At 67.0% G+C, this 26,549-nt stretch carries 28 protein-coding genes; 23 read left to right on the top strand and 5 right to left on the bottom strand.

Going from position 1 to position 26,549, the window contains the following annotated elements:
• Positions 1–193: 193 nt before the first annotated feature.
• Positions 194–814 carry a L,D-transpeptidase family protein gene (locus VH499_RS09620; protein WP_332052500.1) on the bottom strand — a complete coding sequence of 207 codons (621 nt, stop codon included), beginning with the start codon at positions 812–814 and terminating at the stop codon, positions 194–196.
• A 52-nt stretch (positions 815–866) separates the two neighbouring features.
• Here VH499_RS09620 and VH499_RS09615 point away from each other — a divergent pair, with 52 nt between their 5' ends.
• Positions 867–1,568, top strand: a complete 702-nt coding sequence (locus VH499_RS09615; RefSeq protein WP_332052499.1) for a fumarylacetoacetate hydrolase family protein — start codon at positions 867–869, stop codon at positions 1,566–1,568.
• A gap of 21 nt (positions 1,569–1,589) precedes the next feature.
• Here the strand turns inward: VH499_RS09615 and ypfJ are convergent, their stop codons facing one another.
• A complete protein-coding gene (gene ypfJ, locus VH499_RS09610) occupies positions 1,590–2,546 on the bottom strand; it encodes a KPN_02809 family neutral zinc metallopeptidase (protein ID WP_332052498.1) in 957 nt (318 codons plus the stop codon).
• Positions 2,547–2,581: 35 nt separating this feature from the next.
• Between ypfJ and VH499_RS09605 the strand changes: the two genes are divergently transcribed.
• Together VH499_RS09605 and VH499_RS09600 are read left to right on the top strand one after the other, a co-directional pair.
• The gene (locus tag VH499_RS09605; RefSeq protein ID WP_332052497.1) at positions 2,582–3,403 is read left to right on the top strand and encodes an exodeoxyribonuclease III; all 822 of its coding nucleotides are present in this window, start codon (positions 2,582–2,584) and stop codon (positions 3,401–3,403) included.
• Entirely contained in the window at positions 3,404–3,664 is a 261-nt protein-coding gene (locus tag VH499_RS09600; RefSeq protein WP_332052496.1) for a GlsB/YeaQ/YmgE family stress response membrane protein, read from the top strand.
• On the opposite strand, the gene VH499_RS09595 is transcribed toward VH499_RS09600, so the two are convergent.
• Genes VH499_RS09595 through VH499_RS09585 form a run of 3 tightly spaced genes read right to left on the bottom strand, consistent with a single transcriptional unit; the run spans position 3,603 to position 7,401 of the window.
• On the bottom strand, positions 3,603–4,154 hold the full coding sequence (locus VH499_RS09595) for a class I SAM-dependent methyltransferase (RefSeq protein ID WP_332052495.1): 552 nt from the start codon (positions 4,152–4,154) through the stop codon (positions 3,603–3,605). The two genes, VH499_RS09600 and VH499_RS09595, sit on opposite strands and share 62 nt — an antisense overlap.
• Positions 4,155–4,157: 3 nt before the next feature.
• Positions 4,158–4,649, bottom strand: coding sequence for a Crp/Fnr family transcriptional regulator (locus tag VH499_RS09590; protein WP_332052494.1), 492 nt, complete (start codon positions 4,647–4,649; stop codon positions 4,158–4,160).
• A gap of 34 nt (positions 4,650–4,683) precedes the next feature.
• Positions 4,684–7,401: an ABC transporter ATP-binding protein gene (locus VH499_RS09585; protein WP_332052493.1), complete on the bottom strand. Its 2,718-nt coding sequence runs from the start codon at positions 7,399–7,401 to the stop codon at positions 4,684–4,686.
• Between the two features lie 165 nt (positions 7,402–7,566).
• On the opposite strand from VH499_RS09585, the gene VH499_RS09580 reads away from it, so the two are divergent.
• From VH499_RS09580 to ccmI, 20 genes are all read left to right on the top strand, one after another.
• Entirely contained in the window at positions 7,567–8,856 is a 1,290-nt protein-coding gene (locus VH499_RS09580; RefSeq protein WP_332052492.1) for a glycosyltransferase family protein, read from the top strand.
• Between the two features lie 15 nt (positions 8,857–8,871).
• Positions 8,872–10,164 (top strand): glycosyltransferase family 4 protein, encoded by a 1,293-nt coding sequence (locus tag VH499_RS09575; RefSeq protein ID WP_332052491.1) that lies wholly within the window; start codon positions 8,872–8,874, stop codon positions 10,162–10,164.
• Positions 10,165–10,166: 2 nt separating this feature from the next.
• A complete protein-coding gene (locus tag VH499_RS09570) occupies positions 10,167–11,273 on the top strand; it encodes a glycosyltransferase family 4 protein (RefSeq protein ID WP_332052490.1) in 1,107 nt (368 codons plus the stop codon).
• Positions 11,270–11,869 (top strand): histidine phosphatase family protein, encoded by a 600-nt coding sequence (locus VH499_RS09565; protein WP_332052489.1) that lies wholly within the window; start codon positions 11,270–11,272, stop codon positions 11,867–11,869. The genes VH499_RS09570 and VH499_RS09565 overlap by 4 nt, the downstream gene beginning before the upstream one ends.
• On the top strand, positions 11,866–12,999 hold the full coding sequence (locus tag VH499_RS09560) for a glycosyltransferase family protein (RefSeq protein ID WP_332052488.1): 1,134 nt from the start codon (positions 11,866–11,868) through the stop codon (positions 12,997–12,999). The genes VH499_RS09565 and VH499_RS09560 overlap by 4 nt, the downstream gene beginning before the upstream one ends.
• The gene (locus tag VH499_RS09555) at positions 12,996–13,763 is read left to right on the top strand and encodes a polysaccharide deacetylase family protein (protein WP_332052487.1); all 768 of its coding nucleotides are present in this window, start codon (positions 12,996–12,998) and stop codon (positions 13,761–13,763) included. Before VH499_RS09560 ends, VH499_RS09555 begins: the two co-directional genes overlap by 4 nt.
• On the top strand, positions 13,760–14,266 hold the full coding sequence (locus VH499_RS09550) for a hypothetical protein (protein ID WP_332052486.1): 507 nt from the start codon (positions 13,760–13,762) through the stop codon (positions 14,264–14,266). Before VH499_RS09555 ends, VH499_RS09550 begins: the two co-directional genes overlap by 4 nt.
• On the top strand, positions 14,263–16,197 hold the full coding sequence (locus tag VH499_RS09545; protein ID WP_332052485.1) for an ABC transporter ATP-binding protein: 1,935 nt from the start codon (positions 14,263–14,265) through the stop codon (positions 16,195–16,197). The genes VH499_RS09550 and VH499_RS09545 overlap by 4 nt, the downstream gene beginning before the upstream one ends.
• A gap of 2 nt (positions 16,198–16,199) precedes the next feature.
• Positions 16,200–17,198 (top strand): ABC transporter permease, encoded by a 999-nt coding sequence (locus VH499_RS09540; protein ID WP_332052484.1) that lies wholly within the window; start codon positions 16,200–16,202, stop codon positions 17,196–17,198.
• A gap of 7 nt (positions 17,199–17,205) precedes the next feature.
• Positions 17,206–18,396, top strand: a complete 1,191-nt coding sequence (locus VH499_RS09535; RefSeq protein WP_332052483.1) for an ABC transporter permease — start codon at positions 17,206–17,208, stop codon at positions 18,394–18,396.
• A gap of 277 nt (positions 18,397–18,673) precedes the next feature.
• The gene (ccmA, locus tag VH499_RS09530) at positions 18,674–19,297 is read left to right on the top strand and encodes a cytochrome c biogenesis heme-transporting ATPase CcmA (RefSeq protein WP_332052482.1); all 624 of its coding nucleotides are present in this window, start codon (positions 18,674–18,676) and stop codon (positions 19,295–19,297) included.
• On the top strand, positions 19,297–19,959 hold the full coding sequence (ccmB, locus tag VH499_RS09525) for a heme exporter protein CcmB (protein WP_332052481.1): 663 nt from the start codon (positions 19,297–19,299) through the stop codon (positions 19,957–19,959). The genes ccmA and ccmB overlap by 1 nt, the downstream gene beginning before the upstream one ends.
• Positions 19,960–19,973: 14 nt before the next feature.
• Positions 19,974–20,693 (top strand): heme ABC transporter permease CcmC, encoded by a 720-nt coding sequence (gene ccmC / locus VH499_RS09520; protein WP_332052480.1) that lies wholly within the window; start codon positions 19,974–19,976, stop codon positions 20,691–20,693.
• Between the two features lie 9 nt (positions 20,694–20,702).
• Complete coding sequence (locus tag VH499_RS09515) at positions 20,703–21,773, top strand: SGNH/GDSL hydrolase family protein (RefSeq protein WP_332052479.1); 1,071 nt, start codon at positions 20,703–20,705, stop codon at positions 21,771–21,773.
• On the top strand, positions 21,770–21,940 hold the full coding sequence (gene ccmD, locus VH499_RS09510) for a heme exporter protein CcmD (protein WP_332052478.1): 171 nt from the start codon (positions 21,770–21,772) through the stop codon (positions 21,938–21,940). Before VH499_RS09515 ends, ccmD begins: the two co-directional genes overlap by 4 nt.
• Positions 21,937–22,383, top strand: a complete 447-nt coding sequence (ccmE, locus tag VH499_RS09505) for a cytochrome c maturation protein CcmE (RefSeq protein ID WP_332052477.1) — start codon at positions 21,937–21,939, stop codon at positions 22,381–22,383. Before ccmD ends, ccmE begins: the two co-directional genes overlap by 4 nt.
• A 106-nt stretch (positions 22,384–22,489) precedes the next feature.
• Positions 22,490–24,466 (top strand): heme lyase CcmF/NrfE family subunit, encoded by a 1,977-nt coding sequence (locus tag VH499_RS09500; protein WP_332052476.1) that lies wholly within the window; start codon positions 22,490–22,492, stop codon positions 24,464–24,466.
• A 103-nt stretch (positions 24,467–24,569) separates the two neighbouring features.
• The gene (locus tag VH499_RS09495; protein WP_332052475.1) at positions 24,570–25,112 is read left to right on the top strand and encodes a DsbE family thiol:disulfide interchange protein; all 543 of its coding nucleotides are present in this window, start codon (positions 24,570–24,572) and stop codon (positions 25,110–25,112) included.
• 158 nt (positions 25,113–25,270) lie between these two features.
• Complete coding sequence (locus VH499_RS09490; RefSeq protein ID WP_332052474.1) at positions 25,271–25,711, top strand: cytochrome c-type biogenesis protein; 441 nt, start codon at positions 25,271–25,273, stop codon at positions 25,709–25,711.
• A 2-nt stretch (positions 25,712–25,713) separates the two neighbouring features.
• On the top strand, positions 25,714–26,549 hold an 836-nt coding region (ccmI, locus tag VH499_RS09485), incomplete at its 3' end, for a c-type cytochrome biogenesis protein CcmI (protein ID WP_332052473.1).

Genomic DNA, 26,549 nt, shown 5'->3' with positions numbered 1-26,549 from the left:
TTGCTTGCTGGCGCCATTGGTCGACGATGGTGGTGAAGGCATTGCGACCACTGTTGCGGGGCAGATGATCGGCATTATCGTCAGTTTGCCGGCTACCCGAAGGCTACAACCAAAACTTGTTCGACGCACATCCTATTAGGCTTTGCCAACGGCCATTCTCCCGTGCCCGGCGGACGTGCGCGGCCCTCAAGTCTCACCAATCCCGTTCGTCGAAGTCCTCGAACTGGCGAATCTCGTCATCGTCTGAAGGTGGCGGCTCGGTCTCGGTGGACGGCAGCGAGTGGACGTTCAGATGAGTACCGGGGCCAATGAGCGTCACGAGCTCCAAAAGATCGTCGCGGGCGAAGGCAATGCAGCCCCGGGTCGGGCTCATGTCGCCGCGCGCGATATGGAGGAAAATCGCGCTGCCCCATTCGCCTTCCGGCGGGTCGTCGTTGTAGCCGACCACCACCACCAGATCGTACAGCCCGTCCTCGCGCCACATCTTCTCGTGGTTCCATTCGTTCGGGATACGGACCAGCCGGTTGTACGACGGCGATCGCGGGTCGTCGCACCAGCCGTCATGCTCGGCGATCGGCCGGGCCGGCAGCCGGACCTTGGGCAGGACCAGCCGGTCGTTGCGATAATACAGGCGCCGCAGCGGGAACTTGCCGGCTGGTGTTGCGGCATCGCCCTCGACCTTGTCCTCGCGCACGCCGCCCGCCCCCAGCGCACAGCGCCATTGCCGCTCGCCGAAGCGCGCCCGGCCCAACGCCGAATCGATGGAGTCGGCCTGCACGGTCAGCACGTCGCTCGAATCGTGGGGATCGGACATTGAATCGCGCTCCTGCCGCCTTCATAAAGGCAAGCCCTCGAAGGAGAAAGAGATGGCTTTTGTTTTGACGCCGCCGGCGACCGTCGGCGTTCCGGTCCACGGTACCGGGGATCTGTTCCCGGTGCGGCGCATCTTCTGCGTCGGGCGCAACTACGCCGCCCATGCCCGCGAGATGGGCCACGATCCCGACCGCGAGCCGCCCTTCTTCTTCACCAAACCGGCCGACGCCATCGTGATTTGCGCCGACCCGAACAAGCCGGCCAAGGTCGCCTATCCGCCAGCTACCAAAAACCTGCATCACGAGATGGAGCTGGTCGTCGCGCTCAAATCCGGCGGCGCCGACATCCCCGTCGACGAGGCACTCGACCATGTCTTCGGCTATGCCTGCGGCCTCGACATGACGCGCCGCGATCTGCAGAACCAGGCCAAGGATATGGGCCGTCCGTGGGACATGGGCAAGGGCTTCGACCAGTCCGCGCCGATCGGCGAGATCTATCCAGCGTCGCGGATCGGCCATCCCGCCAAGGGCACGATCCAGCTCGACGTCAACGGAAAGACGCGCCAGAAGTCGGACCTCGACGCGCTGATCTGGAGCGTGCCCGAGACGATTTCGTATCTGTCCGGACTCGTGACGCTTGCCGCCGGGGACCTGATCTACAGCGGCACACCCGACGGCGTGGCCGCGGTGGTGAAGGGCGACACACTTGCCGGCTTCGTCGACGGCTGCGGCACGGTCACCTGCACGCTGGTTTGAACGGCGCCGGTTCGCAATGCGTTAGAGCTGCCGCGTGCTGAACGTATCGCACCGGTTCATGTCGCCACTGTCGAGGCCGGTCCTGAACCAGCGCACGCGCTGCGCCGAGGTGCCGTGCGTGAAGCTGTCGGGCACGACCTTGCCCTGCGCCTGGCGCTGCAGCCGGTCGTCGCCGATCGCCGTCGCCGCGGCGAGCGCCTGATCGACGTCCTTGTCGTCGATCATCCTGCCGCCGCGTTCCTGGTTGGCGTGATTGGCCCAGACACCGGCCAGGCAATCGGCCTGCAGCTCGACCCGCACGGACATCGCGTTGGCGTCGCGCCGGCTCATCCTCTGGCGCAGCTCGTCCACCTTGCCGGTGATGCCGAGCAGGTTCTGGACGTGATGGCCGATCTCGTGGGCGACCACATAGGCTTGCGGAAAGTAACCGGGTGAATTGAAGCGGCTCGCCAGCTCGTCGAAAAAGCCGAGGTCGAGGTAAACGCGCTGATCGGGCGGGCAATAGAAGGGTCCCATCGCCGACTGGCCCATGCCGCACGCCGTGCGCGTGGCATCGCGATAGAGCACCAGCCGCGGCTGGCGATATTGCCGGCCCATGGCCTGGAACTGCTCGCCCCAGACGTCTTCCGTGCTCTTGAGCACGCGCGCGACGAACTGTACTTCGGGATCGTCCCCGCTCGAGGGACGTGACGCCGTACGCGTCTGGTCGGGCGGGGCGACGTAGCCCGCGCCGCCATCCAGGCCCGTCAACAGGCTGATCGGATTGATGCCGAGGATCAGGCAGATGATCACGACGGCAATCAGGCCGAAACCGCCCTTGAACAGGCCGCCTCCAACCGGGATAGGAATGCCCGGCCCGCCCATGCCGCCGCCGAAGCCGCCTCCGCCCAGTCCGCCGCCGAAGCCACCGCCGCCGAAGCCACCGCCTTCACCGCGGCGATCCTCGATGTTGCTGCTTTCCTCGCCATCCATCTGCATGGCAGCGCCTCCGTCGTCTAACTATATTGACGGCGATGAGTCTCACCGTCGCGACCTGGAACATCAACTCGGTGCGCCTGCGCATCGCCAACGTCGAACGCTTTCTGAAGCTGCGCAAGCCCGATGTGCTCTGCCTGCAGGAGACCAAGTGCCCCGACGAGCTTTTCCCGCATCTGGCCTTCGAGGCGCTGGGCTACCGGCACAGGCTGGTGCAGGGCATGAAGTCGTACAACGGCGTTGCGATCCTGTCGAAGGTTCCGTTTACCGCCACCGACATCCACCATCGGTGCGGCAAGGAGGACTGCCGGCATATCGAGGCCGCCCTCGATACCGGCGGCGATCCTATCCTGCTCGACAACCTGTACATCCCGGCCGGCGGCGACGTCGCCGATCCGGCGGTGAACGAGAAGTTCGCCCACAAGCTCGATTTCTACCGGGAGATGGCGCGCTGGTACGGCGACCGCCGGCCCAAGCCGAGGGCGCGCCGCGGTCTGCGCCGCATTGCTGTCGGCGACCTCAACGTGGCGCCGCTCGAGCATGATGTCTGGAGCCACAAGCAGCTTCTCAAGATCGTGTCGCATACGCCCATGGAGGTCGATCTGTTCGGCAAGATGATGGCGGCCATGGACTGGATCGATGTGCCCCGCCGTTTCGTACCGGCCGCCGAGAAGCTCTATTCATGGTGGAGCTACCGCAACCATGACTGGCGCAAGTCCAATCGCGGCCGGCGGCTCGATCACATCTTGGCGACGCCGGCGCTCTCCGGATCGATCCGCAGCCAGCACATCGACATCGAGCTGCGCGACTGGGCGCTTGCCTCCGATCACGTGCCGGTGCTGGCGACATTCGACGTTTGAATGGAGAGAACGAGACAGATGCACATCATCGGCATCCTGCTGATCGGCCTTCTGATCGGCCTGGTCGCACGCTGGGTCACGCCCGGGCCGCACCCGCATGGCTTCCTCGTCACCATTGTCGTCGGCATTGTCGGCTCGGTGATTGCGACCTATGGCGGCCAGGCGCTCGGGCTCTATCGCGTGGGCCGACCGGCCGGCTTCATCGGTTCGGTGCTCGGCGCCGTCGTCCTGCTGGTGCTTGTGCAGCTCTTCGGGCGATAGGCGGGCGGACCCGGTAAAGGAAATAGCGGTCTTTCGGCACACCGGGCGGCTCCGGAAGACGCTGCCAGCGCGCGACGTCGAGCGCCTGGTTGGCCAGCACGTAACCAGCCGTTGCGGCCAGCAGGTCGAGCGCCGGACCGAGCCACTTGCCCATGGCCATGTTCGCCGCGTGGTCGCCGGTGCCGAGATCGGTATGGATGAGCGCCGCTGTGGCTCCCAGCCGCGCGACCGCGCGAGGGATCGAGTCCCGCACTTCGCCCAGGAACAGGCGGTCGTCGGGCGGGACGCAGTCGGGATGGGCGGCGACCTTGCGCTCGAAGACGTAGATGTCGCGGCCGGGAAAGAGCGTGCGCAAGTGATCGTAAGTGCGGCCGTTGCCCAGTCCTACCTCGAGCAGGGGGCCGGGGAGGCGATCGACCTTGTCCTTGAGGAAATTCAGGCAGTCGCGCTGCGCTTGCATGCGCGCGATGAAGCTGTCGAGGCGGCTCACCCTTCAGGCGCCGCCGGTCGTCGCGCTTAGTTTCTGGTTGGCTTCCTCCAGACGATTGGCCGTCTCGCGCAGTTTCTGGTTCGTGTCCTCGAGACGATGAGCCAGCTCGCGCATGATCTCGATCGCCATCTGGGGGACTTCGGCCAGCAGTTGAAAGAACATCACCTTCGAGATCTTGAGCGTCGTGACGGGCTCGCGTGCCTTGATCGTGGCGGTACGCGGCACGTCGATCAGAATGGCTATGTCGCCGACGAAGCTGTTCTTCTTCATCTCGGCGACCCTGATCTGGCCATCCTGTTTCTCCAGCAGCACGTCGGCAACGCCGCCCAGGATCACGTACATTGCGTCGCCCACATCGCCTTGGTGGAAGAGCTCCTGGCCCTCGGCATAGTTCATGCGCTCGCCGGTGAAGGCGATCAGCTTGAGCTTGGCCGGCTCGACCTTGGAGAACAGCGGTACGCTCTTCAGAATCTCGACTTCTTCGTTGAGGTTCATCGCACCCTCCTGCCTTTCCTGGCCGCCTGCGCCCTCATGCCGATTCGATGAGCTCGCAATAGAGCCCGCCTTTTGCTTCGAGCTCGGCCGGTGTGCCCTGGACCACGATCTTGCCGGCCTGCATCACCACCACCTGATCGAACGACTCGGCCTGGTTCGGCCGGTTCGCGATCCACACGACGCCACGCCCTGCTTTGGCCGCCGCCAGGATATTGTCGCGGATGCGGTCCTGGGTGCGGCCGTCGAATACCGCGACCGCCTCGTTAACCACCATGAATTGCGGTCGCTTGATCAAGGCCCGCGCTATACCGAGCTTCTGACGCTGCGTTGCCGGCAAGCGCTTGCCCGCAACGCCGACATTGTACTCCAGCCCGACTTCGATCACCGAATCGCGCAGGCTGAGTTCGGCCAGTACCTGCGAGATCAGGGCGACGACGCGGCTCTCGGCCTGCGCCTGCCCGTAGACGAGGCGGCCGAACAGCACGTTGTCCTGCACGGTGGCGGCGTTGTTGTAGCGCTCGAAATCGTAGAACTCGACGGCGTCCCGCAGCGAATCGGGCAGATGGGCCGCGAAGGCGCGCCGGGCTGCGAGCAGCCGCTCTTCCATCGCCGCGTCAATCAGGCCGAGGCGATGCCGAGCCTCGATGTAGCGGAGCGGCAGGGTCATCAGCCGGAGCCGATCGGCCTCCGGAACCGTCTCGACGCCCTTGCCGCCCAGACGCTGCAGCAGCAGGCGGACATTGGGCAACTCGTCGGCGGAGATGAAGCTGTACTGCTCGAACAGCGGATTGTCGGGCGACAGGTCGGAGAAGAGCTCGACCATGGTCTCGGCGATGGAGAGTCCCATCCGCAGCAAATCCTGATCGAGACCGGTCTCCTTCAGGACCGACTGCACATAGGGTTCGGCGGCGAGGCTGTCGCCGTCGAGGCCCCTGCCAACCGGCGTGCCGAACAGCAGGTTCTCGGCCACCGACAGGTTCTTGTTGTACTTGTCGGGATCGAACTGTTCGACCAGGCCGGCATAGGCGGGGTCCTGCAGCCGGCCGTGCAGTCCCTTGCGGGCAGCCAGGATCTTCTCCGCGAGGTCGGGCCGGCGATTGCCGTCGATGGCGCCGCGCAGACCGAGCGAATAGATCTCGTCGTCGAACTCGACCTGTTTCAACGTCTCGACCATGCGCGGCAGCAAGTCGGCGGGCCCGGTGGCGCCGGCCAGCGCATAGTCGATCCAGTCGGCGTTGGGATCGAGCGCGGGATTGCCGGCGCGCTCCGCCTCGCGCCAGAAGGTCTCGCGCAGCGCCCGGGCCGCATCGTCGTAGGTCGCTGGCGCGATCGGGCGATGCTTGAGGCCGAACAGTAGATTGTCGCGTACCGACAGCGGGAAGAGATAGGTCTCCTGGCCGACATAGGCGGTGCGCGCACCGAGCACTGCTTCAGGGATCTGGAAGAAATCCTGGCCGTCGATCTTGATCGAGCCTCCGGTCGGGAGCGTGATCCTGGCCAGTACCTGGCCCAGCACGTCCTTGCCCGAGTTCGCCGTGCCGACCACCGCCATCCGCGTGTCGGTCGACACCGTGAGCGTGATGCCATCGAGCTGCTTCACCCGGCCATCGTCGGACACCGTGACACCCGACAGGACGAACTCGTGCCCGAGCAACGGCGGCGGCCCCTCGGGCAACGCCTGCAACTCGGCCGGCCACATGCCTTCGGGCTGGAACTGATCGATCACCTGCTCGTACTTGATCTGAACGTCCTGCCGCTGCTGGTCCCAGTCGATCAGCTCCTTGATCGGCGAGGGAAGATCCTTGTAGGCCAGCAGCACGCCCACCACGGCGCCGACGCTCATATGGCCTTCGATGGCGAAGTAGCCGCCCAGCAGATAGATGGCGAACGGCGTCGCCTGGGAGAGAATGTTGTTCCAGAACTTGGCGACGAACTTCTTGTTGTAGAGGTCGAAGCGGATCTTGAAGATATGGCCGAGCCGCTCGGCGATGTCGGCGCGCTCGTAGTTGGCCGTACCGTGGACGTGGATCTCGCTCTGCCCGTCGGCGGTCTCGGCAATGCGGCCGGCGAGCAGACGCGCAGTAAGCTGCCGCTGACGGCCGAGCACCAGCACAGGTTTGCGCAGGCGTGGCACGATCACGATCTGCACCGCCAGCAGAACGATCACCACAACGCTGAGCAGCACGTTCTGCATCATGATGAAGGCGATCGCCGTCAGCGCCTGGCCGCCAAGGAACATCGGCTGGACGAAGGCGTCGCCGATGAACCCGCCCAGCGGCTCGACCTCGTCCTTGATCATGGTCGCGAGCTCGGCCTGCTTGACCTTGCGGAAGTGGGCCGGCGGGAAGCGCAGTATGCGGTCGTAAAGTTCGTAGCGCAGCCGGCGCAGCATGCGCTCGCCCATGCGGCCCTTCTGCGTATTGATGATGCGCTTGAACTGGCTGTTGATGATCACCGCGACCAGGAAGACGAAGCTCATGACCACGAGATACTGGAGCTGGTCGACGTTAAAGCCGTCGAACAGCCGCAGGGCGTGGCCGCCCAGGAAATCCGGCAGGGGTACCTCGAGCTGGAGGATGCGCAGCTCTGCCGCTTCCTTGAATGCGTTTCCCGAGATGCCGTTGTTGACGATCGACTTCGGGACGGTGAGCGACAGGAAGTAGAAGACTTGCGCCAGCAATACGAGCCCGAGGATGACAAGCTGCTCGGACTTGCTGTGCCGCCAGATGTAGGAGAACAGACTGCGATGCATCAGTCCCCAGACTGCAACCGCCCCACCTATATTCGATCAGACCCTTGATTACATTTATTTTTTTGCAACGCGCCCGGGGCTTCGCAGGTCGTACCGGCTTGTGGCATAGTCCGGGCGATTCGCCGGTCGGCGCAAGCGCAACGGCCACGGGGAGAAATGCGTCGCATGCCCGCCAGCAACCGGTCAAAACGTGTGCTGCTCTACAGTCACGACTCCTACGGCCTCGGCCATGTCAGCCGCTGCCGCACCATCGCCAACGCCATCGTCGAGGCCGATAGCTCGATCTCGGTCTTGATCATCTCCGGCTCGCCGGTCATCGGCTCGTACGAATTCCGTTCCGGCATCGATTTCGTGCGCATTCCGGGCATGGTCAAGCAGATCACCGGCGAATACGACGCCGCCAATCTGCGCGTTGGCGTGGAGCATACGCTGGAGATCCGCACGCGGATCATCCGCGACACCGCCGATATCTACCGCCCCGATCTCTTCATCGTCGACAAGGAGCCGCTCGGCCTGCGCGGCGAAGTGGTGCCCGCGCTTCAGCTTCTGAAGAAGTGCGGTACCCCGCTGGTCTTCGGTCTGCGCGACGTGATCGACGATCCGGCGCAGCTTGCGGTGGAGTGGCAGCGCAAGAACGTAGTGCCGGCGCTGCGCGACCTCTACGACGAGATCTGGGCCTACGGCCTGCCGCAGGTGAACAAGCCGCTGGCCGGGCTCGACCTGCCGCCGTCGGTCCGCCACAAGACCGTCTATACCGGCTATCTGCGACGGGGCTTGCCGCTTCATGTCGACCTGCCGCATGAAATCGAGGAACTCCAGGACCCGTTCATCCTGGTGACACCGGGCGGCGGAGGGGACGGCGAGGACCTGGTCGACTGGGTATTGTCGGCATATGAGACAGACCCGCACATTCCTTACGGCGCCGTGATTGCGTTCGGCCCCTTCATGGCGGCGACGGCACGTGAGGCGTTCAAGGAGCGGGCGGCCAAGTTCGCCAACATCCGCACGCTCACTTTCACCAACAATCTCGGCGCCCTGATGCACCGGGCCGCAGGCGTGGTCGCCATGGGCGGCTACAACACGTTCTGCGAGATCCTGTCGTTCGACAAACGCGCGATCATCGTGCCGCGCACGCGACCTCGACTCGAGCAATTCATCCGCGCACGGGCGGCGCGCAATCTCGGCCTGATCGAGATGCTCGATGCGGAGCGCGGACGCGACCCGCACGTCATGGCGACGGCGCTACGGCAACTGCCGCAGCAGGGCCTGCCGAGCGACGTGATCGTGCCCGGCCTGCTCGATGGTCTGGGCAATGTCTGGCGGCTCGTGTCCAAGCAGCTTGCGCATCCCCATCGCGGCCCGGCGCCCATCGAACGGCCGCTGTTCGATGTGGCGGGCGGGAGCGAGGCGCCCGCGGTCGTTCCGGACGGCGCTGCCGCGCGCGCCAAGCTTTAGAATTGTCGGTGTGACATGACGGACCCAAATGACGCGCGCATCGCGGTCGTGGTGAAGTGCTGGCCGCGGCTCTCGGAGACCTTCATCGCCCAGGAAATGGCAGGCCTGGAGGCGCGCGGGCTCAAGCTCGTGATCTATTCGCTGCGCTTGCCCACCGATCCTGCGACCCATCCCGTGCATGCGAGGGTCAAGGCGCCGATCGTCTATGTGCCGGAATATCTCAAGAACGAACCTTTGCGCGTGCTGCGGTCGTGGTGGAAGGTGCGCAAGCTTCCTGGCTATCGAGCTGCCCGCGCGCGTTTCCTGCACGACTTCGTGCGCGATCGCACGCCCAACCGGGCGAGACGCTTCGGCCAGGCGATGGTGCTGGCGGCGGAGATGCCTGAAGGCATCGAGCGCATGTACGCACATTTCATCCATACGCCGGCTTCGGCCACGCGCTATGCCGCCCTGATGCGTGGCCTGCCATGGAGCGCCTCGGCGCATGCCAAGGACATCTGGACCAGCCAGGAGTGGGAGCTGCGCACCAAGCTCGGCGATATCGACTGGCTGATCACCTGCACGCGCTTCGCGCTCGGCCGGCTGAAGGAGCTGGTGTCGAACCACAACCGGCTGCGGCTCGTCTATCACGGGCTCGACCTCGCCAACCTGCCGGCGCCGCCGGCCGAGCGTCCGCGACGCGACGGCAGCGATCCAACGGATCCGGTCGTTATCCTGTCGGTCGGCAGGCGGGTGGCAAAGAAGGGGTATGACGATCTGCTGGCGGCGTTGGCGCGCCTGCCCCGGGACCTCAACTGGCGGTTCGAGCATATCGGCGCCGGTGTCCTGGGCGATTCCTTCGAGCATACCGCCCAGCAGCTCGGCATCGCCGATCGTTGCGTGTGGCACGGCGCCCGGCCGCAGGCGGAAGTGTTCGCAGCCTACCAGCGGGCCGACATTTTCGTGCTGGCGAGCAAGACCGCCGACGATGGCGACCGGGAGGGCATGCCCAACGTCCTGCAGGAGGCGGGCTACCAGCGCATGGCGCTCGTTTCCACGCGCTCCGCGGCGATCGGCGAGTTCATCGCCGACCAGGAGAACGGCTTGCTGGCGGACCCGGGATCGCCGCCCCAACTCGCGGCGGCACTTGAACGGCTGGCGCGCGATCCCGAGTTGCGCGCCCGCTTCGGCGCGCGCGCCAACGAGATCGTCCGCACGCGCTTTTCCTTCGAGGCCGGCGTCGACTGGATCGCCCATTCGCTCGGCCAGCAGGCGAACAGCAATCTCGCGCCGCAGATCGAGGTCGCCGAGGTTCGTGCGGCGGAGTAGCAATGCGCGTGCTGCTGCACACGCCACTGAAGCCGCCCGACAGCCCTGTCGCTTCCGGTGATCGTGCGATGGCGCGAGGCCTGCGTCGCCTCTTCCAGCGTCTCGGACACCGGGTGGTCGTGCCGCCGGAAAGCCGCGTCGTCCCCGGTGTTCCGCCGCCAGAGGCCCACCTTGCGCTCGAACGCCGCGCCCGCGCCCAGGCCAAACGCCTGGTAGCGCGGTGGCGCGCGCTGCCGGCGCGCCATCCCGAGCGGTTCGATCTCTGGTTTACCTACCACTCATGGTACCGCAAGCCCGACTGGCTGGGGCCCACGGTGACACGCGCACTGGGCATTCCCTATGTGATTGCCGAAGCCTCGCATTCGCCGCGCCGCGCGCAGGGAGCGACGCGGCTTGGCCATCGCGCTGCGGAGCGCGCCATCGCCGCGGCGGACCTGATCCTGACCGTGAATCCCCGAGATTTTCCGGGCGTAAGGAGCCGGATGCGGCCGGCGGCGCATCAGATCCTGCTGCCTCCTTTCATCGATGCCGAGCCCTTTCGCGCGGCCGCCACGATGCGACGCTCGAACGATCCGCCGCTGCTGCTGAGCGTCGCCATGATGCGGACACGCGACAAGCTCGACTCCTATCGCGTCCTCGCCAAGGCCTTCGCCCGGCTCGAGGACCGTTGCTGGCAGGCCGTGCTGGTGGGCGACGGGCCGGCCCGGCCGGCGGTTGAGGCCCTGATGGCACCGTTCGGACCGCGCGTGCGCTTTGCCGGCGCCGTGCCTCACGAGGAGCTGCCGGCATTCTTCGCTGCTGCCGACCTCTACCTTTGGCCGGCCATCAACGAAGCCTATGGCATGGCTTTTCTCGAGGCCCAGGCAGGCGGCGTGCCTGTGGTCGCCGGCCGCACCGGCGGCGTCCCGGCCGTGGTGGCCGATGGGGTCTCCGGCATGTTGACCCCGATCGGCGATGCATCGGCCTTCGCCGCCGCTGTCGGCCGCCTGCTCGACGATCCGGACGCGCGCGCGCGACTGGGCTGTGGCGCGGCCCATCGCATCGCGCAGCGCCATGACGAGCGTAGCGCTGCGCGCATTCTGCGCATTGCATTGCAGAAGTTGCGATGAGCGGCGTTCCCTTCGCCATTCTCCGCCATGCGCCGACCGCCTGGAACGACTCTCGCCGGTTGCAGGGCATGACGGACATTTGCTTGAGCGCCGATGGCGAGGCAATGGCGAAGAGCTGGTGCTTGCCCGCTCCGGCGGCCGGCTGGAAGCGCGTCTGCAGCCCGCTTGTGCGGGCGCGCCGCACGGCCGAATTGCTGAAGCCTGTTGCGCCGGTCGCGATCGAGCCGCGCTTGCGCGAAATGAGTTTCGGCATCTGGGAAGGCCAAACCATCCTCGAGCTTCGTGCGACGGTCGGTGCCGAATTCCTCGATGCCGAGCGACGGGGGCTGGACTTTCAGCCGCCGGGCGGTGAGTCGCCGCGAGCCACCATGGCGAGGCTCTCGGCCTGGGCGTTGGAGATCGCGGCGGCGGGCGATCCGGTGGTCGCTGTCTCGCACAAGGCGGCGATACGCGCGCTCCTCGCCCTGGCCACGGGCTGGGACATGACGGGACGCCAGCCGATGAAGCTCGACTGGCACCGCCTCCACTTCTTCGTCGCTCATCGCGATGGCAGCGTGACCGTCGATCGGCTCAACGTCGCGATGGCCCCGGCATGACGTCGCGCGTCTTCTTCTATGTGCAGCATCTGCTCGGTATCGGCCATCTGCGCCGCGTCGCGGTCCTGGCACGCGCCCTGGCCGAGGGCGGTTTCGACGTCCTGGTGGTTTCCGGCGGTGCCCCGCTTGCACTCGATCTCGGACGGGCGCGCCTGCATCAACTGCCGCCGGTGCGCGCGCGAGACGAGGGCTTGCGGGAGCTTTCCCGTCTCGACGGATCGCCGATCGACGAAGCCTTTCGTATCGGCCGGGTGCAGGAGCTGGTGTCGCTCCTGCACGCCGAAGCACCGTCGATCGTAATGACCGAACAGTTTCCCTTCGGCCGTACGCGCCTGCGCTTCGAGCTCGTGCCGCTCATCGAGGCCGCGCGCGCGCTGCGACCGCGGCCGCTGATCGTTTCATCGGTGCGCGACGTCGTGCGCCGCTCCGTCACGGCGCAACGTGTCGCCGAGACGCTCGAGGCATTGGGCAACTTCGATCTCGTGCTGATCCATGCCGACCCCCGGATCGTCGACTTCGGCGCAAGCTTCGCCGCCTGGGATTGCATTGCCTCGCGCTCGGCCTATACCGGCTATGTCGCCGCACCGGAGCGGGGCGCCAGTGCGAGCGACGCCGGCAAGGACGAGGTGGTCGTTTCAGTGGGTGGCGGCGCCGTCGGCGCACCCCTTCTCAGGGCGGCCCTCGCGGCGCGTCGGCAGAGTGTCCTTGCGGGGCGCCGCTGGCGCCTCCTGATCGGCTCCAACCTGGCCGAGGCCGAGCATGCCGGGCTGGAACGGCAAGACGGCGTCGTGATCGAGCCGGCCCGCGCCGATTTCCCGACGCTGCTTGCCAACGCGACACTGTCGATCTCCCAGGCGGGCTATAACACCGTCGTCGACATCCTGCGCTTCGCCGACCGCGCCGTGCTCGTGCCGTTCTCGACCGAGCGCGAGACCGAGCAGGCTGATCGGGCGCGCTTGCTGGCGGCGCATGGCATGGCGACCGTGGTTCCGGCGGAGTCGCTCACGGCCGGCAGTCTCGCGGCTGGCATCGCCCGGGCATTGACCGGTCCTTCTCTTCGCAGCTTCAAGCGCTGCAATGTCGGCGGCGCCGCAGCGACGGTCGAGCTGTTGCGGGCGAGAGTCGCATGAACGGCTGGCAAGCCCTGGACGAGGAGATTGCCCGCTGGCGCGATGCCGGCCGCGCAGTCGAGCTGTGGTGGCGCGACGACGATGCCGTCGATACCACCGCGGCTCTCGATCATCTGCTGGGCCTGCGTCGCGACATCGGGGTTCCCCTTGCCCTGGCGGTGGTGCCGGCCAAGGCCACGATGGCGTTGGCGGCACGACTGGCGAACGAGCCGGGCGTCGATGTGCTGCAGCACGGCTATGCTCATGCCAATCACGCGCCGCCGACCGGCAAGAAGAGCGAGCTCGGCCCGCATCGGCCGGCCATGCTGGCGCTGGGCGAACTCGGCACCGGATGGCTTGCCCTCGAAAGGCTGTTCGGTCCGCAGGCCTTGCCGGTGCTGGTGCCGCCGTGGAACCGCATTGCGCCCGGCCTGGTGCCGGCCTTGCCGGAAATCGGCTTCGCCGGCCTCTCGACTTTCGGCCGCCGCCCGCGGGCCGAGGCGGTGAAGGGCTTGCGCCAGGTCAATGCGCACCTCGACCTCGTCGACTGGAAAGGGCGACGCGACTTCATCGGCGCGGAAGCGGCGCTGGGCGTCCTGGCAGCGGCCTTGCGCGACGCGCGGAGCGTCTCGAACGAACCTGTAGGCGTGCTCAGTCACCATCTTGCCATGGACGAAGCCGGCTGGGATTTCCTAAGGTCGTTGCTGGAGAAAATAAGCACGATGTCGGGCGCCCACCTGCGCGCGGCCGCTCGCATTTTCGCGTCACGGGAGGCGCGGCCTTGAGTTTTGCCGTTTTGCGCTATTCGCGCCAGACGCTGTGGGGCGACTATATGCGAGCCGTGGCAGGAGTGTTGCTGTGCGGCCTGCCGTTGCTGTTGTTGCAGGTCAACCGCTGGGTGGGTGTCGTTCTGGCGACCGCCTGTCTGCTGTTCCTGCTGTTTCTGGGGCGCACCGTGCTGCGCCAGATGACCCGCTACGTCCTGAGCTCCGATACGCTCGCGGCCGATGGTCCGGCCGGCGGCCTGGTGGAATGGGCCAGGCTCGAACGCATGGCCCTCGCCTACTACTCCACCAAGCGGGATCGTTCGGGCGGCTGGATGCAGCTCATGGTGCGCTCGGTCGGCGCACGATCGGTGAAAGTCGATTCCTCGCTCGACGGGTTTTACGATATCGTCGAGCGGGCGGCGGAGGCGGCGGGGGTCCGGAGACTCGAGCTCAGCCGTGCCACCCGGGTGAATCTACGTTCGATGGGCATCACCGTGGCAGGCCAGGAAGAACCGGAATGAAGGATCTGCTGCGGGTCGAGAATCTGACGGTCGAGTTCGGCGTCCACGAAGGCATTCTGCGGGCGGTCGACAATGTATCCTTTTCCATCCCGCCGGGCGGTACCTTGGCGCTGGTGGGTGAATCCGGCTCCGGCAAGTCCGTCTGCAGCCAGGCGATCATGGGCCTCCTGCCGCGCGCGGCCACGATTCCTTCCGGCTCCATCTTGTTCAAGGATCCGCGCGACGATTCGCCGGTCGTCGACATCGCCAAGCTTCCGCCGTCGGGCCCGGAGATGCGAGAGATCCGCGGCGGCGAAATCTCCATCATCTTCCAGGAGCCCATGACTTCGCTCTCCGCGCTTCACACTGTGGGCGACCAGATCGGCGAAGCCGTCGCGCTGCACGGCGCCCATGTCGGTCGCTCCGCAGGCCGCGGCAAGACAAGCCGAGCGGAGATCGACGAGATCACGACTTCCATGCTGCGTATGGTGGGCTTCCCGGATCCCAGGCGCGCTCTGCGCACCTATCCGTTCGAGCTGTCAGGCGGCTTGCGTCAGCGCGCGATGATTGCCATGGCGCTGGTTTGCCGGCCGGCGCTCCTCATTGCCGACGAGCCGACAACCGCGCTCGACGTCACCATCCAGGCGCAGATACTGCGATTGATCAAGGATCTGCAGAAGGAATTGGGCATGGCGCTCATGATGATCACGCACGATCTGGGCGTGGTCGCCAATGTCGCCGACGACGTCGTCGTGATGTATCGCGGCAAGGTCGTCGAAGCAGGCAACCTGCACGACATCTTCCGCGATCCGCAGCATCCCTATCTTCGGGCGCTGCTGCACGCCGTGCCCCGCTTCGACATGAAGCCGGGCGAGCGACTCCAGCCGATCCGGGAGATCAGAGCCGCGACCGGGCATTTGCTGCAGGAAAAGCCCGAAGCCCAGCCGCTGACGACCTTCAATCCCCGGGCGCCGGTACTGAAGGTTCGCCACCTCACCAAGACGTTCAACATCCGCAAGGCCGACAGCCTGCTCGATCAGCTGCTGGGGGGCGGCGCGACCCGGGTGGTGCGTGCCGTGAATGATGTGAGCTTCGATGTCGAGCGCGGCGAATGCCTCGGCCTCGTGGGCGAATCGGGGTGCGGCAAGACCACGCTTAGCAAGATGCTCATGCGCGGCATTTCAGCCGACGCCAGCGATGGCGCCGGGCGCGTGGTTTTCGACGACTGGGGCCGCAAGACCGACGTGCTGACCCTGGACGGCGAGGAACTCAATCGCTTCCGCACCAAGCTGCAGTTCATCTTCCAGGATCCATTCGGCTCGCTCAATCCGCGCATGACGGTCTACGACATCCTGGTCGAGCCGCTGGTGATCCACAAAGTGGGCGACGACGCCTACCGTCGCGAGATGGTGGGCGAGCTGATGGAGCTGGTAGGGCTCGATCGCCGCCAGCTCAGCCGCTATCCGCATTCCTTCTCGGGCGGCCAGCGGCAAAGGATCGGCATCGCACGGGCGCTGGCGCTGCGGCCCGACATGGTGATCTGCGACGAGCCGGTATCGGCCCTCGATGTCTCGATCCAGGCGCAGATCCTCAATCTGCTGAAGGACCTGCAGAAGCAGCTTGGTCTCACCTATCTGTTCATCAGCCACAACCTCGCCGTGGTCGACTACATCGCCGATCGAATCGCCGTGATGTGTGCCGGACGGTTGGTCGAGCTGGCACCGGCGGGCGTGCTGTTCCGCAATCCGCTGCATCCCTACACACGTGCCCTCGTCTCCGCTGTACCGTTTCCCGATCCCGATCAGCGGCTCGATTTGCGTGCCTTGATGGAAGGCAAGGCCTCCGATCCGAGGCAATGGCCGGCGCCGTTCACCGACACGGGCGCCGCGCCGCTCTACTGGACCGAGGCTGAACCCGGGCACTATGTGCGCACGATTCGCGAGGCGGCCTGATCATGCTGCACTACGTTGCCCGCCGCCTGCTGCTGATGATCCCCACGCTCTTCATCATCAGCCTGCTGGTCTACATGATCATCAACATGCCGCCCGGCGACTGCGTGACAGCGCAGATCGACGAGTTGCTGGCGCGTGGCGATGTCGACGCCTTGGCACGAGCCGGAGAGCTGCGCGCCCTCTACGGCCTCGACCACTCGGTGTGGTACCGCTACGTCCACTGGCTGGGCGGCGTCTTCCGCTGGGACTTCGGCCTGTCTTGCCAGGACACCGTCCCGGTCAAGGATCTGATGGGCGAGCGACTGGTTCTAACCATCGTCATGGAGAGCTGCACCATCATCTTCATCTGGACCGTATCGTTCGTCATCGGCGTCTATGCCGCGACCCACCAGTACAAGCTCGGCGACTATGCGGCGTCGTTCATTGGCTTCCTGGGGCTCGCAATCCCCAACTTCCTGCTGGCGCTGGTGCTGCTCTATGTCGGCAAGGTCTACTTCGGCGTCTCGATCGGGGGCCTGATGGATCCCGAGTTCATCGAGAAGCCGCTCTCCTGGCCCAAGGTCGTCTCGGTCGCCCAGCACCTCGTCATTCCGACGATCGTGATCGGCACGGCCGGCACGGCCGGCATGATCCGCAGGCTGCGTGCCAATCTTCTGGACGAGCTGCAAAAGCAGTACGTGGTCACCGGGCGTGCGAAGGGGCTCTCCCCGCTGAAGCTGCTCGTGAAGTATCCGCTGCGTCATGCCATCAATCCGTTCGTCGCCGATATCGGCCATCTGCTGCCCGAAGTCGTTTCCGGGTCGGTCATCGTCTCGGTCGTGCTGTCGCTGCCGACCATGGGTCCGATGCTTCTGACGGCTCTCAAGACGCAGGACGTGAACCTGGCCGCGACCTTCCTGCTGTTCGTGGCGGTATTGACCGTGATCGGAATGTTGATCTCCGACCTTTTGCTGGCGGCGCTCGATCCGCGCATCCGCTTCGGCGCGGCGGGCGAGAAGTGAGGCGCCGATGACCGACATCTCGCCCCGTTCGCCGGCCGAGCATCGCCCGGCCTCGACTCCGCATTTTGTCAGTCACGAGCCCTGGGATCCCTACGTCGCCGACAAGCTCACGGCCGACCAGGAAAAATACTACATGGCCGGCCAATGGAAGCTGATGTGGTGGCGCTTTCGCCGTCACCGCCCGGCGGTCGTGTCGGCCGCCTTCCTGGCGCTGATGTATTTCTCGATCCTGATCAGCGAATGGATCGCGCCCTACGATCTGCACACGCGCCATATCAGGTACATCTTCGCGCCGCCGCAGGGCGTCCACGTCTTTCACGAGGGCAGGTTCATCGGCCCGCACGTCTACGGGCTATCGGTCCACCGCGACATGGACACCCTGCAGCGCGTCTACAGGCCCGATCGTGACGAGCCGCAGAAACTGCGCTTCTTCTGTCGCGGCGAGAGCTACAAGTTCTGGGGGCTGATCGAGGGATCCTTCCATCTCGTCTGTCCACCCGAGGGCGGCACGTTCTTCCTGCTCGGCACCGACCGGCTGGGCCGCGATATGCTGAGCCGCATCGTCTATGCCGCGCGCATCTCGCTCACCATCGGCATCATCGGTATCGTCCTCTCCTTCGCGCTGGCGCTCATCCTCGGCGGGCTGGCGGGATACTATGGCGGCTGGGTCGATCTGGTGGTTCAGCGCATCACCGAGATCCTGAAGAGCTTCCCGCACCTGCCGCTCTGGCTGGCCTTGTCGGCGGCGCTGCCCGTCACATGGTCGCCGCTTCTGATTTATTTCGGCATCACCTTGATCCTGGCCCTGCTCGACTGGCCAAGTCTGGGCCGTGCGGTGCGCTCGAAGCTCCTTGCCCTGCGCGAGGAGGACTATGCGGTCGCCGCCCAGATGATGGGGGCCAAGCCCGCGCGTATCATCGGCCGGCATCTGCTGCCAGGCTTCATGAGCCACCTGATCGCCTCGGCGACGCTTTCCATTCCCAGCATGATCCTGGCCGAGACCGCGCTGAGCTTCCTCGGGCTGGGACTGCGGCCCCCCATCACCTCCTGGGGAGTGCTGCTGAACGAGGCGACCGATATCAATGTGGTGGCGGTCAACTGGTGGCTGATGATGCCGGTCGTGCCGGTAATTCTGGTGATTCTGGCCTATCAGTTCATGGGCGACGGCATGCGTGATGCCGCCGATCCCTACGCTTAGGACATGGCCGTTCCTCTAAGCCCTTGATTCACCGGGCAGAGCTCGAGAATGTCCACAAAACTTTAGTGTGATTAAAAAATCACACTTCCGCCCTATTTGGGTCTAGCGACGGCCACCCAAGCTTTCCATGTTCGGGCTGTATCTCCCCCGAACGTGGTCCCCCCAAAGCCACGTTCAGCCTCTTCGGAGGCGTTCGGCCGTCCTGTCACTCTCCCCCGACAGGACGGCCATTTTCTTTTCCGGCTGGTCCAATGCGGCCATGGTACGACGGCGCCGCATGACGAGCGCCGTCCTCGAAGTTTCGGATCTGGCCTGCCGCCGCGGTGGACGGCAGGTGTTCGACAACCTCTCGTTTTCGCTCGCGGAAGGCGAACTCCTGGCGCTCAAGGGCCGTAACGGCAGCGGCAAGACGACCCTGTTGCGCGCCTTGGCATTGCTGGTCCCGGCGACGGTCGGCGCCATTCGCTGGCGGGGCGCCGACGTCGGTGACGACCGCGAGGGCTGGCGCCGGCGTCTGGCCTGGCTCGGCCATCAAGACGGCCTGAAGGGCGATCTGACGGTGGCCGAGAACGTCGCGGTCGCCGAGCGCCTGCGAGGACGCAACCCGCGTCAGGCCCATGTCCACGGGGCGCTTGCCGCTTTCGATCTCGCCGCCCTGGCGGATCGCGCCGTCCGGACCTTGTCGGCCGGCCAGCGCCGTCGTGCGGCTCTTGCCCGGGTGGTCGCGTCCGAGGCAGGCCTCTGGCTCCTCGACGAGCCGCTGAACGCGCTCGACCTGCCCGCGCAAGAGGCCTTGCACGACGCTCTTGCCCGTCACCTTGCCGCCGGAGGTCTGGCGATCGCCGCCACGCACGCAACGCTCGACATCGCCGGCGCGCGCACCTTGGAGCTCGGCCGCTGATGGCCTTCGCCGCGCTCTTCCTGCGCGATCTGCGGCTGGTGTGGCGCCGCCCGGGCGATGTCGCGGTCGTGCTGGCCTTCTTCGTGGTGGCGACGGTGCTGTTTCCGCTCGGCATCGGGCCGGAATCGAACCTCCTGGCGCGCATCGCCGCAGGGGTCCTCTGGGCCGCTGCGCTTTTTGCCTCGCTGCTCTCGCTCGATCGCCTGTTCGCGGCCGACCACGAGGATGGCGCGCTCGATCTCATGCTGCTGGCGCCGTGGCCCCTCGAGCTGGCGGTCCTTGCCAAATGCGCCGCGCACTGGATGGTGACGGGCCTGCCTCTTGCGGTGCTGGCGCCGTTGCTGGGCGTTGCGTTCGGCCTCGACGCGGAAAGTCTCGCCGCACTGGCGCTCACGCTGCTGGTCGGCACGCCGGCGCTGTCGCTGATCGGCGGGCTTGCGGCCGCGCTGACCCTTGGGGCGCGGCGCAGTGGCGCGCTGCTCGCCCTGCTGGCGCTGCCGCTCTGCGTGCCCACCTTGATCTTCGGCGCGTCGGCGATCGAGGTGACGGCGACCGGAGAAAGCGTCTGGGTGCATGTCGCGATCCTTGGCGCCCTGGCGCTGGTGTCGCTCGCAACGCTGCCCTGGGCGATCGCCGCGGCCTTGCGCCAGGCCGGCGAGTGAGGCGATAGAAGCTGATGGCCGACCTGCATTTCCTCGCCAACCCGGCGCGCTTCCGCCGATTCAGCCAGCGCGTGCTGCCTGCGCTCTGGATCGTGACCGCGCTGGCGCTGGTGGTCGGCCTTTATTGGGGGCTGGTGATCGCACCGCCCGACTATCAGCAGGGCGACACGGTGCGCATCATGTTCCTGCATGTGCCGACGGCCTCGCTGTCGATGGGCGGCTATCTCCTGCTGGCGGCTCTCGGGGCCTCGCTGCTGGTATGGCGCCATCCGCTGGCCGGCCTGATGGCGCGCGCGACGGCACCGGTCGGGGCGACCTATGCCGCGGTCTGCCTGATCACCGGCTCGCTGTGGGGCCGCCCGATGTGGGGCACCTACTGGGTGTGGGATGCGCGGCTGACCTCGTTCCTGCTGCTCTTTTTCCTCTACCTCGGGCACATCGCCCTGAGCCGCGCCTACGACGACTCCGAACGCGGCGACCGCGCCGCCGCGATCCTGGCGGTGGTGGGCGCGATCAACGTGCCGATCATCAAGTTCTCGGTCGATTGGTGGAACACCCTGCACCAGCCCGATTCGATCATGCGTCTCGGCGGGCCCACGATCGATCCGTCGCTTCTCTGGCCCCTGCTCTGGATGATGGGCGCACTGGCGCTGCTGTTCGTCGCTCTGGTGCTGATGCGCACCGAGACCGAGATCGACCGCCGCCGCCTCGAGATTTCCGAGAACCAGGACTAGCGGCTTGCCATGGACCGACGCAGCCGCTGGCTCCTTCTCGGACTCAATCTCGGGGCGGCGCTGGCAGGTGTGCTGGCCTTCACCCTTTACCGGAGCCTGCAGCCGGCGCCCGGCAGCGACACCCATCTCGAAGGCGGGATCACCAGGCTCGAAAACTACGATCTGTTCGACGACGTGGGCTACCTCCTGAAGCCCGACCAGCGTGTGACGGCGCGGCGGGTCGGCCCTGGCAGGACCATCTACGACGTCACCTACGGGATCGGCCCCGACGGCTTTCGCGTCATGCCGCCCGAGCCGGCCGATCCCGGTGCCTGCATCGCGCTGTTCGGCGATTCCAACACCTTCGGCATCGGCGTGCAGGACAGCGAGACCTATGCCTGGCGGCTTGCCGAGCGCGGCAAGGGGCGCCTTGCCGTCTACAACTTCGGCATCGGCGGCTCGGGCCCGCATCAGATGCTCGCGGGCCTGCAGTCGGGCCGTTTCCGGAAGAGCTTGCGCTGCACGCCCACGCACGTGATCTACTTCTTCATCGTCGAGCATATCGGCCGCGTCAGCGGCCGCCTTGCACCATGGGACCCGCACGGACCGCGCTATCGTCTCGGCGCGGACGGCAAACCGGTGCGCGACGGCAACTTCGATACGAGGCCGCACGATCCGCCGCCCGACCTCGACGAGGGCTTCCTGGGCTGGCGGCGGCTGGTGCATGGCATCGATCGCTTCGGCACGCGCGGTGAAACCGAGTTGACCGCCGCCATCATGGTCGAGTCGGCGCGCGAGATCTGGCGCCTCGCGCCCAGGGCCGAGTTTCATGTCCTGTTCTGGACCATGGTCGAGGACAAGCGGCTCGACGAACTGGCGAAAGACCTGACCTCGGCTGGTATCGTCATCGATCCGGTGCAGCGAATCGTCCCTGACTATCGCGACCACCAACTGCGTTACGTCATTGGCCGCGACGACGGCCACCCCAGGCCCATGACCCACGCCCGCATTGCCGACTACATCTTGACGCAAATCGTGGCAAAGCGCCGCTCGGCCGCCGCTTCCGCCGCCCCCGGCGTTGGGCTATCCCACGCGCCATGATCCTGCTGGCCTCGGGTTTTTTCGCCATGGGCGGCTACGGCGCGTTCATCTGGAGCGCCTATGGCGCTGCCCTGCTTGCGATCGGCGGCCTGGTGCTGGTCTCGCTGGCCCAGCATCGCAAGGCACGGCGCGCGCTCGCCGCGCGCGGGCTGGAGCGCCGGCGGTGACGCCCAAGCGCAGGCGGCTGTGGCTGCTGGTCGGATCGCTGTGCGTTTTGGGCGTGGCGGCGGCGCTGGTGCTGTCGGCCCTTTCCGACAACATCGTCTTTTTCTATTCGCCGAGCCAGCTCGCCGAGAAGCACGTGCCTCCCGACCGGCGCTTTCGCCTCGGCGGCCTGGTCGAGGAGGGCAGCGTGAAGAAGGACGGCACCGAGGTGCGCTTTCGCGTCACCGACCTCAAGCGGAGCGTCGAGGTCGTCTATCGCGGCATCCTGCCCGATCTTTTTCGCGAGGGGCAGGGTGTGATCGCGGAAGGTTCACTCGATCGTGACGGCGTTTTCGCTGCCCGCGAGGTATTGGCCAAGCACGACGAGAAATACATGCCGCCGGAGGTCGCCAAGGCGCTGAAGGAGTCCGGCCGCTGGAAGGAAGGCGAGGGGACGGTGAAATGAGCGCTTCGTGCAAGCCTCCACACAGCGGGCTCCCGCGGCTTCGCTTCGCTGCAGCCGCTGCCGCCCGACGGCGACCCTCGCTCATTTCATTCGCTGCGGGCCCCTCATGATTCCGGAACTGGGCCACTATGCGCTGATCCTGGCGCTGGCGGTGGCGCTGGTGCAGGCGACCTTGCCACTGGTCGGGGCCGCGCGCGGTGACATCCGGCTGATGGCGCTCGGCCGCACCGCCGCGCTCGTGCAAGGCCTGCTGATCGTGCTTTCCTTCGCCGCACTCACCGAAGCCTACGTGACGTCCGACTTCTCGGTCGCGACCGTGGTCGCCAACTCGCATTCGGCGAAGCCGCTGCTCTACAAGCTGAGCGGCGTGTGGGGCAATCACGAAGGCTCGATGATGCTCTGGGTGCTGATCCTCGCCGTGTTCGGGGCGGCGGTCGCGCTGTTCGGCGACAGCCTTCCCGATGCGTTGCGCGCGCGCGTGCTCGCCGTGCAGGCCTGGGTGGGCGTCGGCTTCCTCGCCTTCATCCTCTTCACGTCGAACCCGTTCCTGCGGCTCTCGCCCGCGCCGCCCGACGGCAACGGCATGAATCCCCTGCTGCAGGATCCCGGCCTCGCCTTCCATCCGCCACTCCTCTATCTCGGCTATGTCGGCTTCTCGGTGACCTACGCCTTCGCGATCGCCGCCCTGATCGAAGGCCGTGTCGATGCCGCCTGGGCGCGCTGGGTGCGGCCGTGGACGCTCGCCGCCTGGTGCTTCCTGACGCTCGGCATCGCCCTCGGGAGCTGGTGGTCCTATTACATCCTGGGCTGGGGCGGCTTCTGGTTCTGGGATCCGGTCGAGAACGCCTCGCTGATGCCCTGGCTCGCCGGCACCGCGCTGCTGCACTCGGCCATCGTCGTCGAGAAGCGCGGGGCGCTCAGGAGCTGGACGGTGCTGCTCGCCATCCTCGCCTTTTCGCTGTCGTTGCTCGGCACCTTCCTGGTGCGCTCGGGCGTGCTCACCTCGGTGCACGCCTTCGCCCAGGATCCGGCGCGCGGCATGTTCATCCTCGCCTTCCTGCTGGTGGTGATCGGCGGCGCCCTCGGCCTCTTCGCCTGGCGCGCGCCGACGCTGCAGCCCGGCGGCCTGTTCCAGCCGGTGAGCCGCGAGGGGGCGCTGATCGTGAACAACCTGCTGCTGTGCACGCTCTGCGCCACTGTGCTGCTGGGCACGCTCTATCCGCTGTTCCTCGATCTGGTGAGCGGCAACAAGGTCTCGGTCGGCCCACCGTTCTTCAACACCACCTTCGTGCCGATCGCCTTCGCGCTCTTCGCCGCCATGTGCGTGGGCCCGTTCCTGGGCTGGAAGCGGGCCGAGCTGTGGCCCGCGCTGGTCAGGCTGCGCGCGGCCTTCGCCGTGGCGGTGATCGGCATGATCCTCGCCGCTACCGTGATCGACTCCCACGCGACGCTGGCAGCGCTCGCCTTCGGCTTCGGCGTCTGGCTGATCCTGGGCAGCCTGCTCGAATTCGCCGACCGCGTGAGACTGGGTCGCGCGCCGTGGGCCGAGACCAGGCGCCGGCTCGCGACGCTGCCGCGCGCCTCGGTCGGCATGACGATCTCCCACGCCGCGCTCGGCTTCGTCGTGCTGGGCGCGGTGGCGACCTCGGCTTGGAATGTCGAACTGATCCGGACCTTCAGGATCGGCGAGCGCGCGCCATTCGCCGGTTGGGAAGCGACCCTCACGAAGGTCGAGCCGATACGCGGCCCCAACTATGACGCCGAGCGCGCCACCATCACGCTCACGAAGGACGGCAAGCCCTATACCGTGCTGACGCCCGAGCGGCGGCTGTTCCGGGTGCAGCGGCGCGAGGTCGCCGAGACCTCGATCCAGACCAACTTCCTGCGTGACGTCTATGCCATGCTGGGCGAGGGCGACGCCGAGAAGGGCTGGACGGTCCGCCTCTACGACAACCCGCTGGCGCCCTGGATCTGGCTCGGCGCCGCGCTCTGCGCGCTGGGCGGCTTCGTCTCGCTGTCCGACCGTCGGCTGCGCATCGGCGCGCCGCGGCGCAGCCGCGTCGTCGCGCAGGCGGCCGAATGATCAGGCTCTTGTGGACCGCGAGCCTCAAAGGGCAGAGGCACTCCGCGCGACTCGCCCGGGCGCATGAGCGAGCGGGACGCTCGCGGTCCAAAAGAGGAAGAGCATGAGATCCAATCGCGCCCTCTACCTCCTGCCCCTCATGACGCTCGCCATCGTGGCGGGCTTCCTCGGCTGGTCGCTGGTGTCGGGGCGCGATCCGGCATCGATCGGCTCGGCGCTGGTCGGCCGGCCGGCGCCGCGGCTCGCGGCGCCTTCGCTCAGGCCCGGCGAGCCCGCGCTCGGCGAGGCGCTGCTGCACTCCGGCAAGCCGGTGCTGGTCAATTTCTTCGCGAGCTGGTGCACGCCCTGCCTCGCCGAGCAGCCGCTCCTGGAACGGCTGGCGAAGAAGGACGGCGTCACGCTGATCGGCATCGCCTGGAAGAACAAGCCCGAGGAGGCGCGCGCCTGGCTGCAACGGCTGGGCGATCCGTTCGCCGCCGTGGGCTACGATCTCGACGGCAAGATGGCCGTGGACTGGGGCCTGTCCGGCGTGCCCGAGACCTTCCTGATCGATGCCCAGGGCGTCGTGCGCCTGCACTTCCGGGCGCCCATCCTCGAGAAGGACGTCGAGGACCGCATCCTGCCGCTTTTGAAGGCGGGGTCGTGAACAGGACCCCCTCTCCCAACTCCAAAGCGGAGAGGGGGCCGAGGCTCTCCGCCAAGGCGGAGAGGGGCCCCAGGGTGGAGCGCCCTCTCCGCCGCGCGAGCGGGGGAGAGGGACGGGCCCATCGCGGCAGCGATGGGAGGGTGAGGTGGTGTGCGCCATTGCTCGCGCTGCTTCTGTCGATCGCGCCCGCGCTGGCGGTCGAGCCGGCGGAGATGTTGTCGGATCCGGCGCTCGAGGCGCGGGCGCGGACGATCAGCCGTGAGCTGCGCTGCGTGGTCTGCCAGAACGAATCGGTCGACGATTCGCCGGCCGAGGTCGCGCGCGACATCCGCCGCGCCGTGCGCGAGCGGCTGGTGGCGGGCGACACCGATCGCCAGGTGCTGGACTACATGGTCGCGCGCTACGGCGACTACGTGCTGCTGAACCCGCCCTTCAAGGCGCGCACCTGGGCGCTCTGGCTCGGCGCGCCGCTGGTGCTGCTGCTGGGTGCCGCCGGCCTCTGGGTCGCGTCCCGCCGCCGCGCCGCCGCGCTCGCCCCGCCGCCGCTCAGCGAAGCGGAACAGGCGAGGCTCGACGCGCTCATCAAGCCGCGCGACTAGCCATGCTCGAATTCCTCCTGGCGCTCCTGACCGCGGGCACGGTGGGTATGCTGCTGATCCCGCTCCTGCGCACCAGGCTGCGCGCGACCGACCGGCTCGACAACGACCTCGCGATCTATCGCGACCAGCTCGCCGAGGTGGAGCGCGAGCGCGCCGGCGGCGGCCTCTCCGACATCGACGCGACGGCCGCGCGCACCGAGATCGAGCGCCGCATCCTCGTCGCCGCCGACAGGGACGCCGCCCCGGCGCCGAAAGCCGATGCCACGTGGCATCGCTTCCTGCCGCCCCTCCTCTGTCTGCTGGTCCCCGCCTTCGCGCTCGGCCTCTATCTGCAGATCGGCCAGCCGGGCGTCGCCTCGGCGCCGTTCATCGCCAATCCCCACGCCCCCGCCAATGCACCACACGACACCGGCCCGAGCCTCGACCAGCAGATCGCGTCGGCCCGCGCGCGGCTCAAGGAGACACCCGACGATCCCGAGACCCTGTCGGCGCTGGGCGAGCTCCTGACCCAGCAGGCCCAGGGCGTCGTGCCGCAGCCCGCCGTCGACCTCTTCCGCCGCGCGCTCGACAAGCAGCCGGGCGATGCGCGCGCGCTCTTCTATCTCGGCCTGCACGACGCGCAGGCCGGCGATTCGAAGGCGGCATTGAGCCGCTGGCTCGACCTCGAGGCGCGCTCGCCCGAGGGCGCGCCGTGGCTTGGCATGCTGCGCGCCGAGATCGCGCGCGTGGCGAAACAGGCGAACATCGATCCGCTCTCGATCAAGCCCGACAGGAAGCCGCCATCCGCCGCGCCCGCGTCGCCGCCGCCGATGGCCGGCATGCCGCAGCCCACGCCCGA

The organism is Reyranella sp., assembly GCF_036558665.1.
In the GTDB taxonomy this organism is placed as follows: domain Bacteria; phylum Pseudomonadota; class Alphaproteobacteria; order Reyranellales; family Reyranellaceae; genus Reyranella.
Note: the sequence above shows the minus strand (reverse complement) of the source record. Positions and strands in the feature narration are given on the sequence as shown.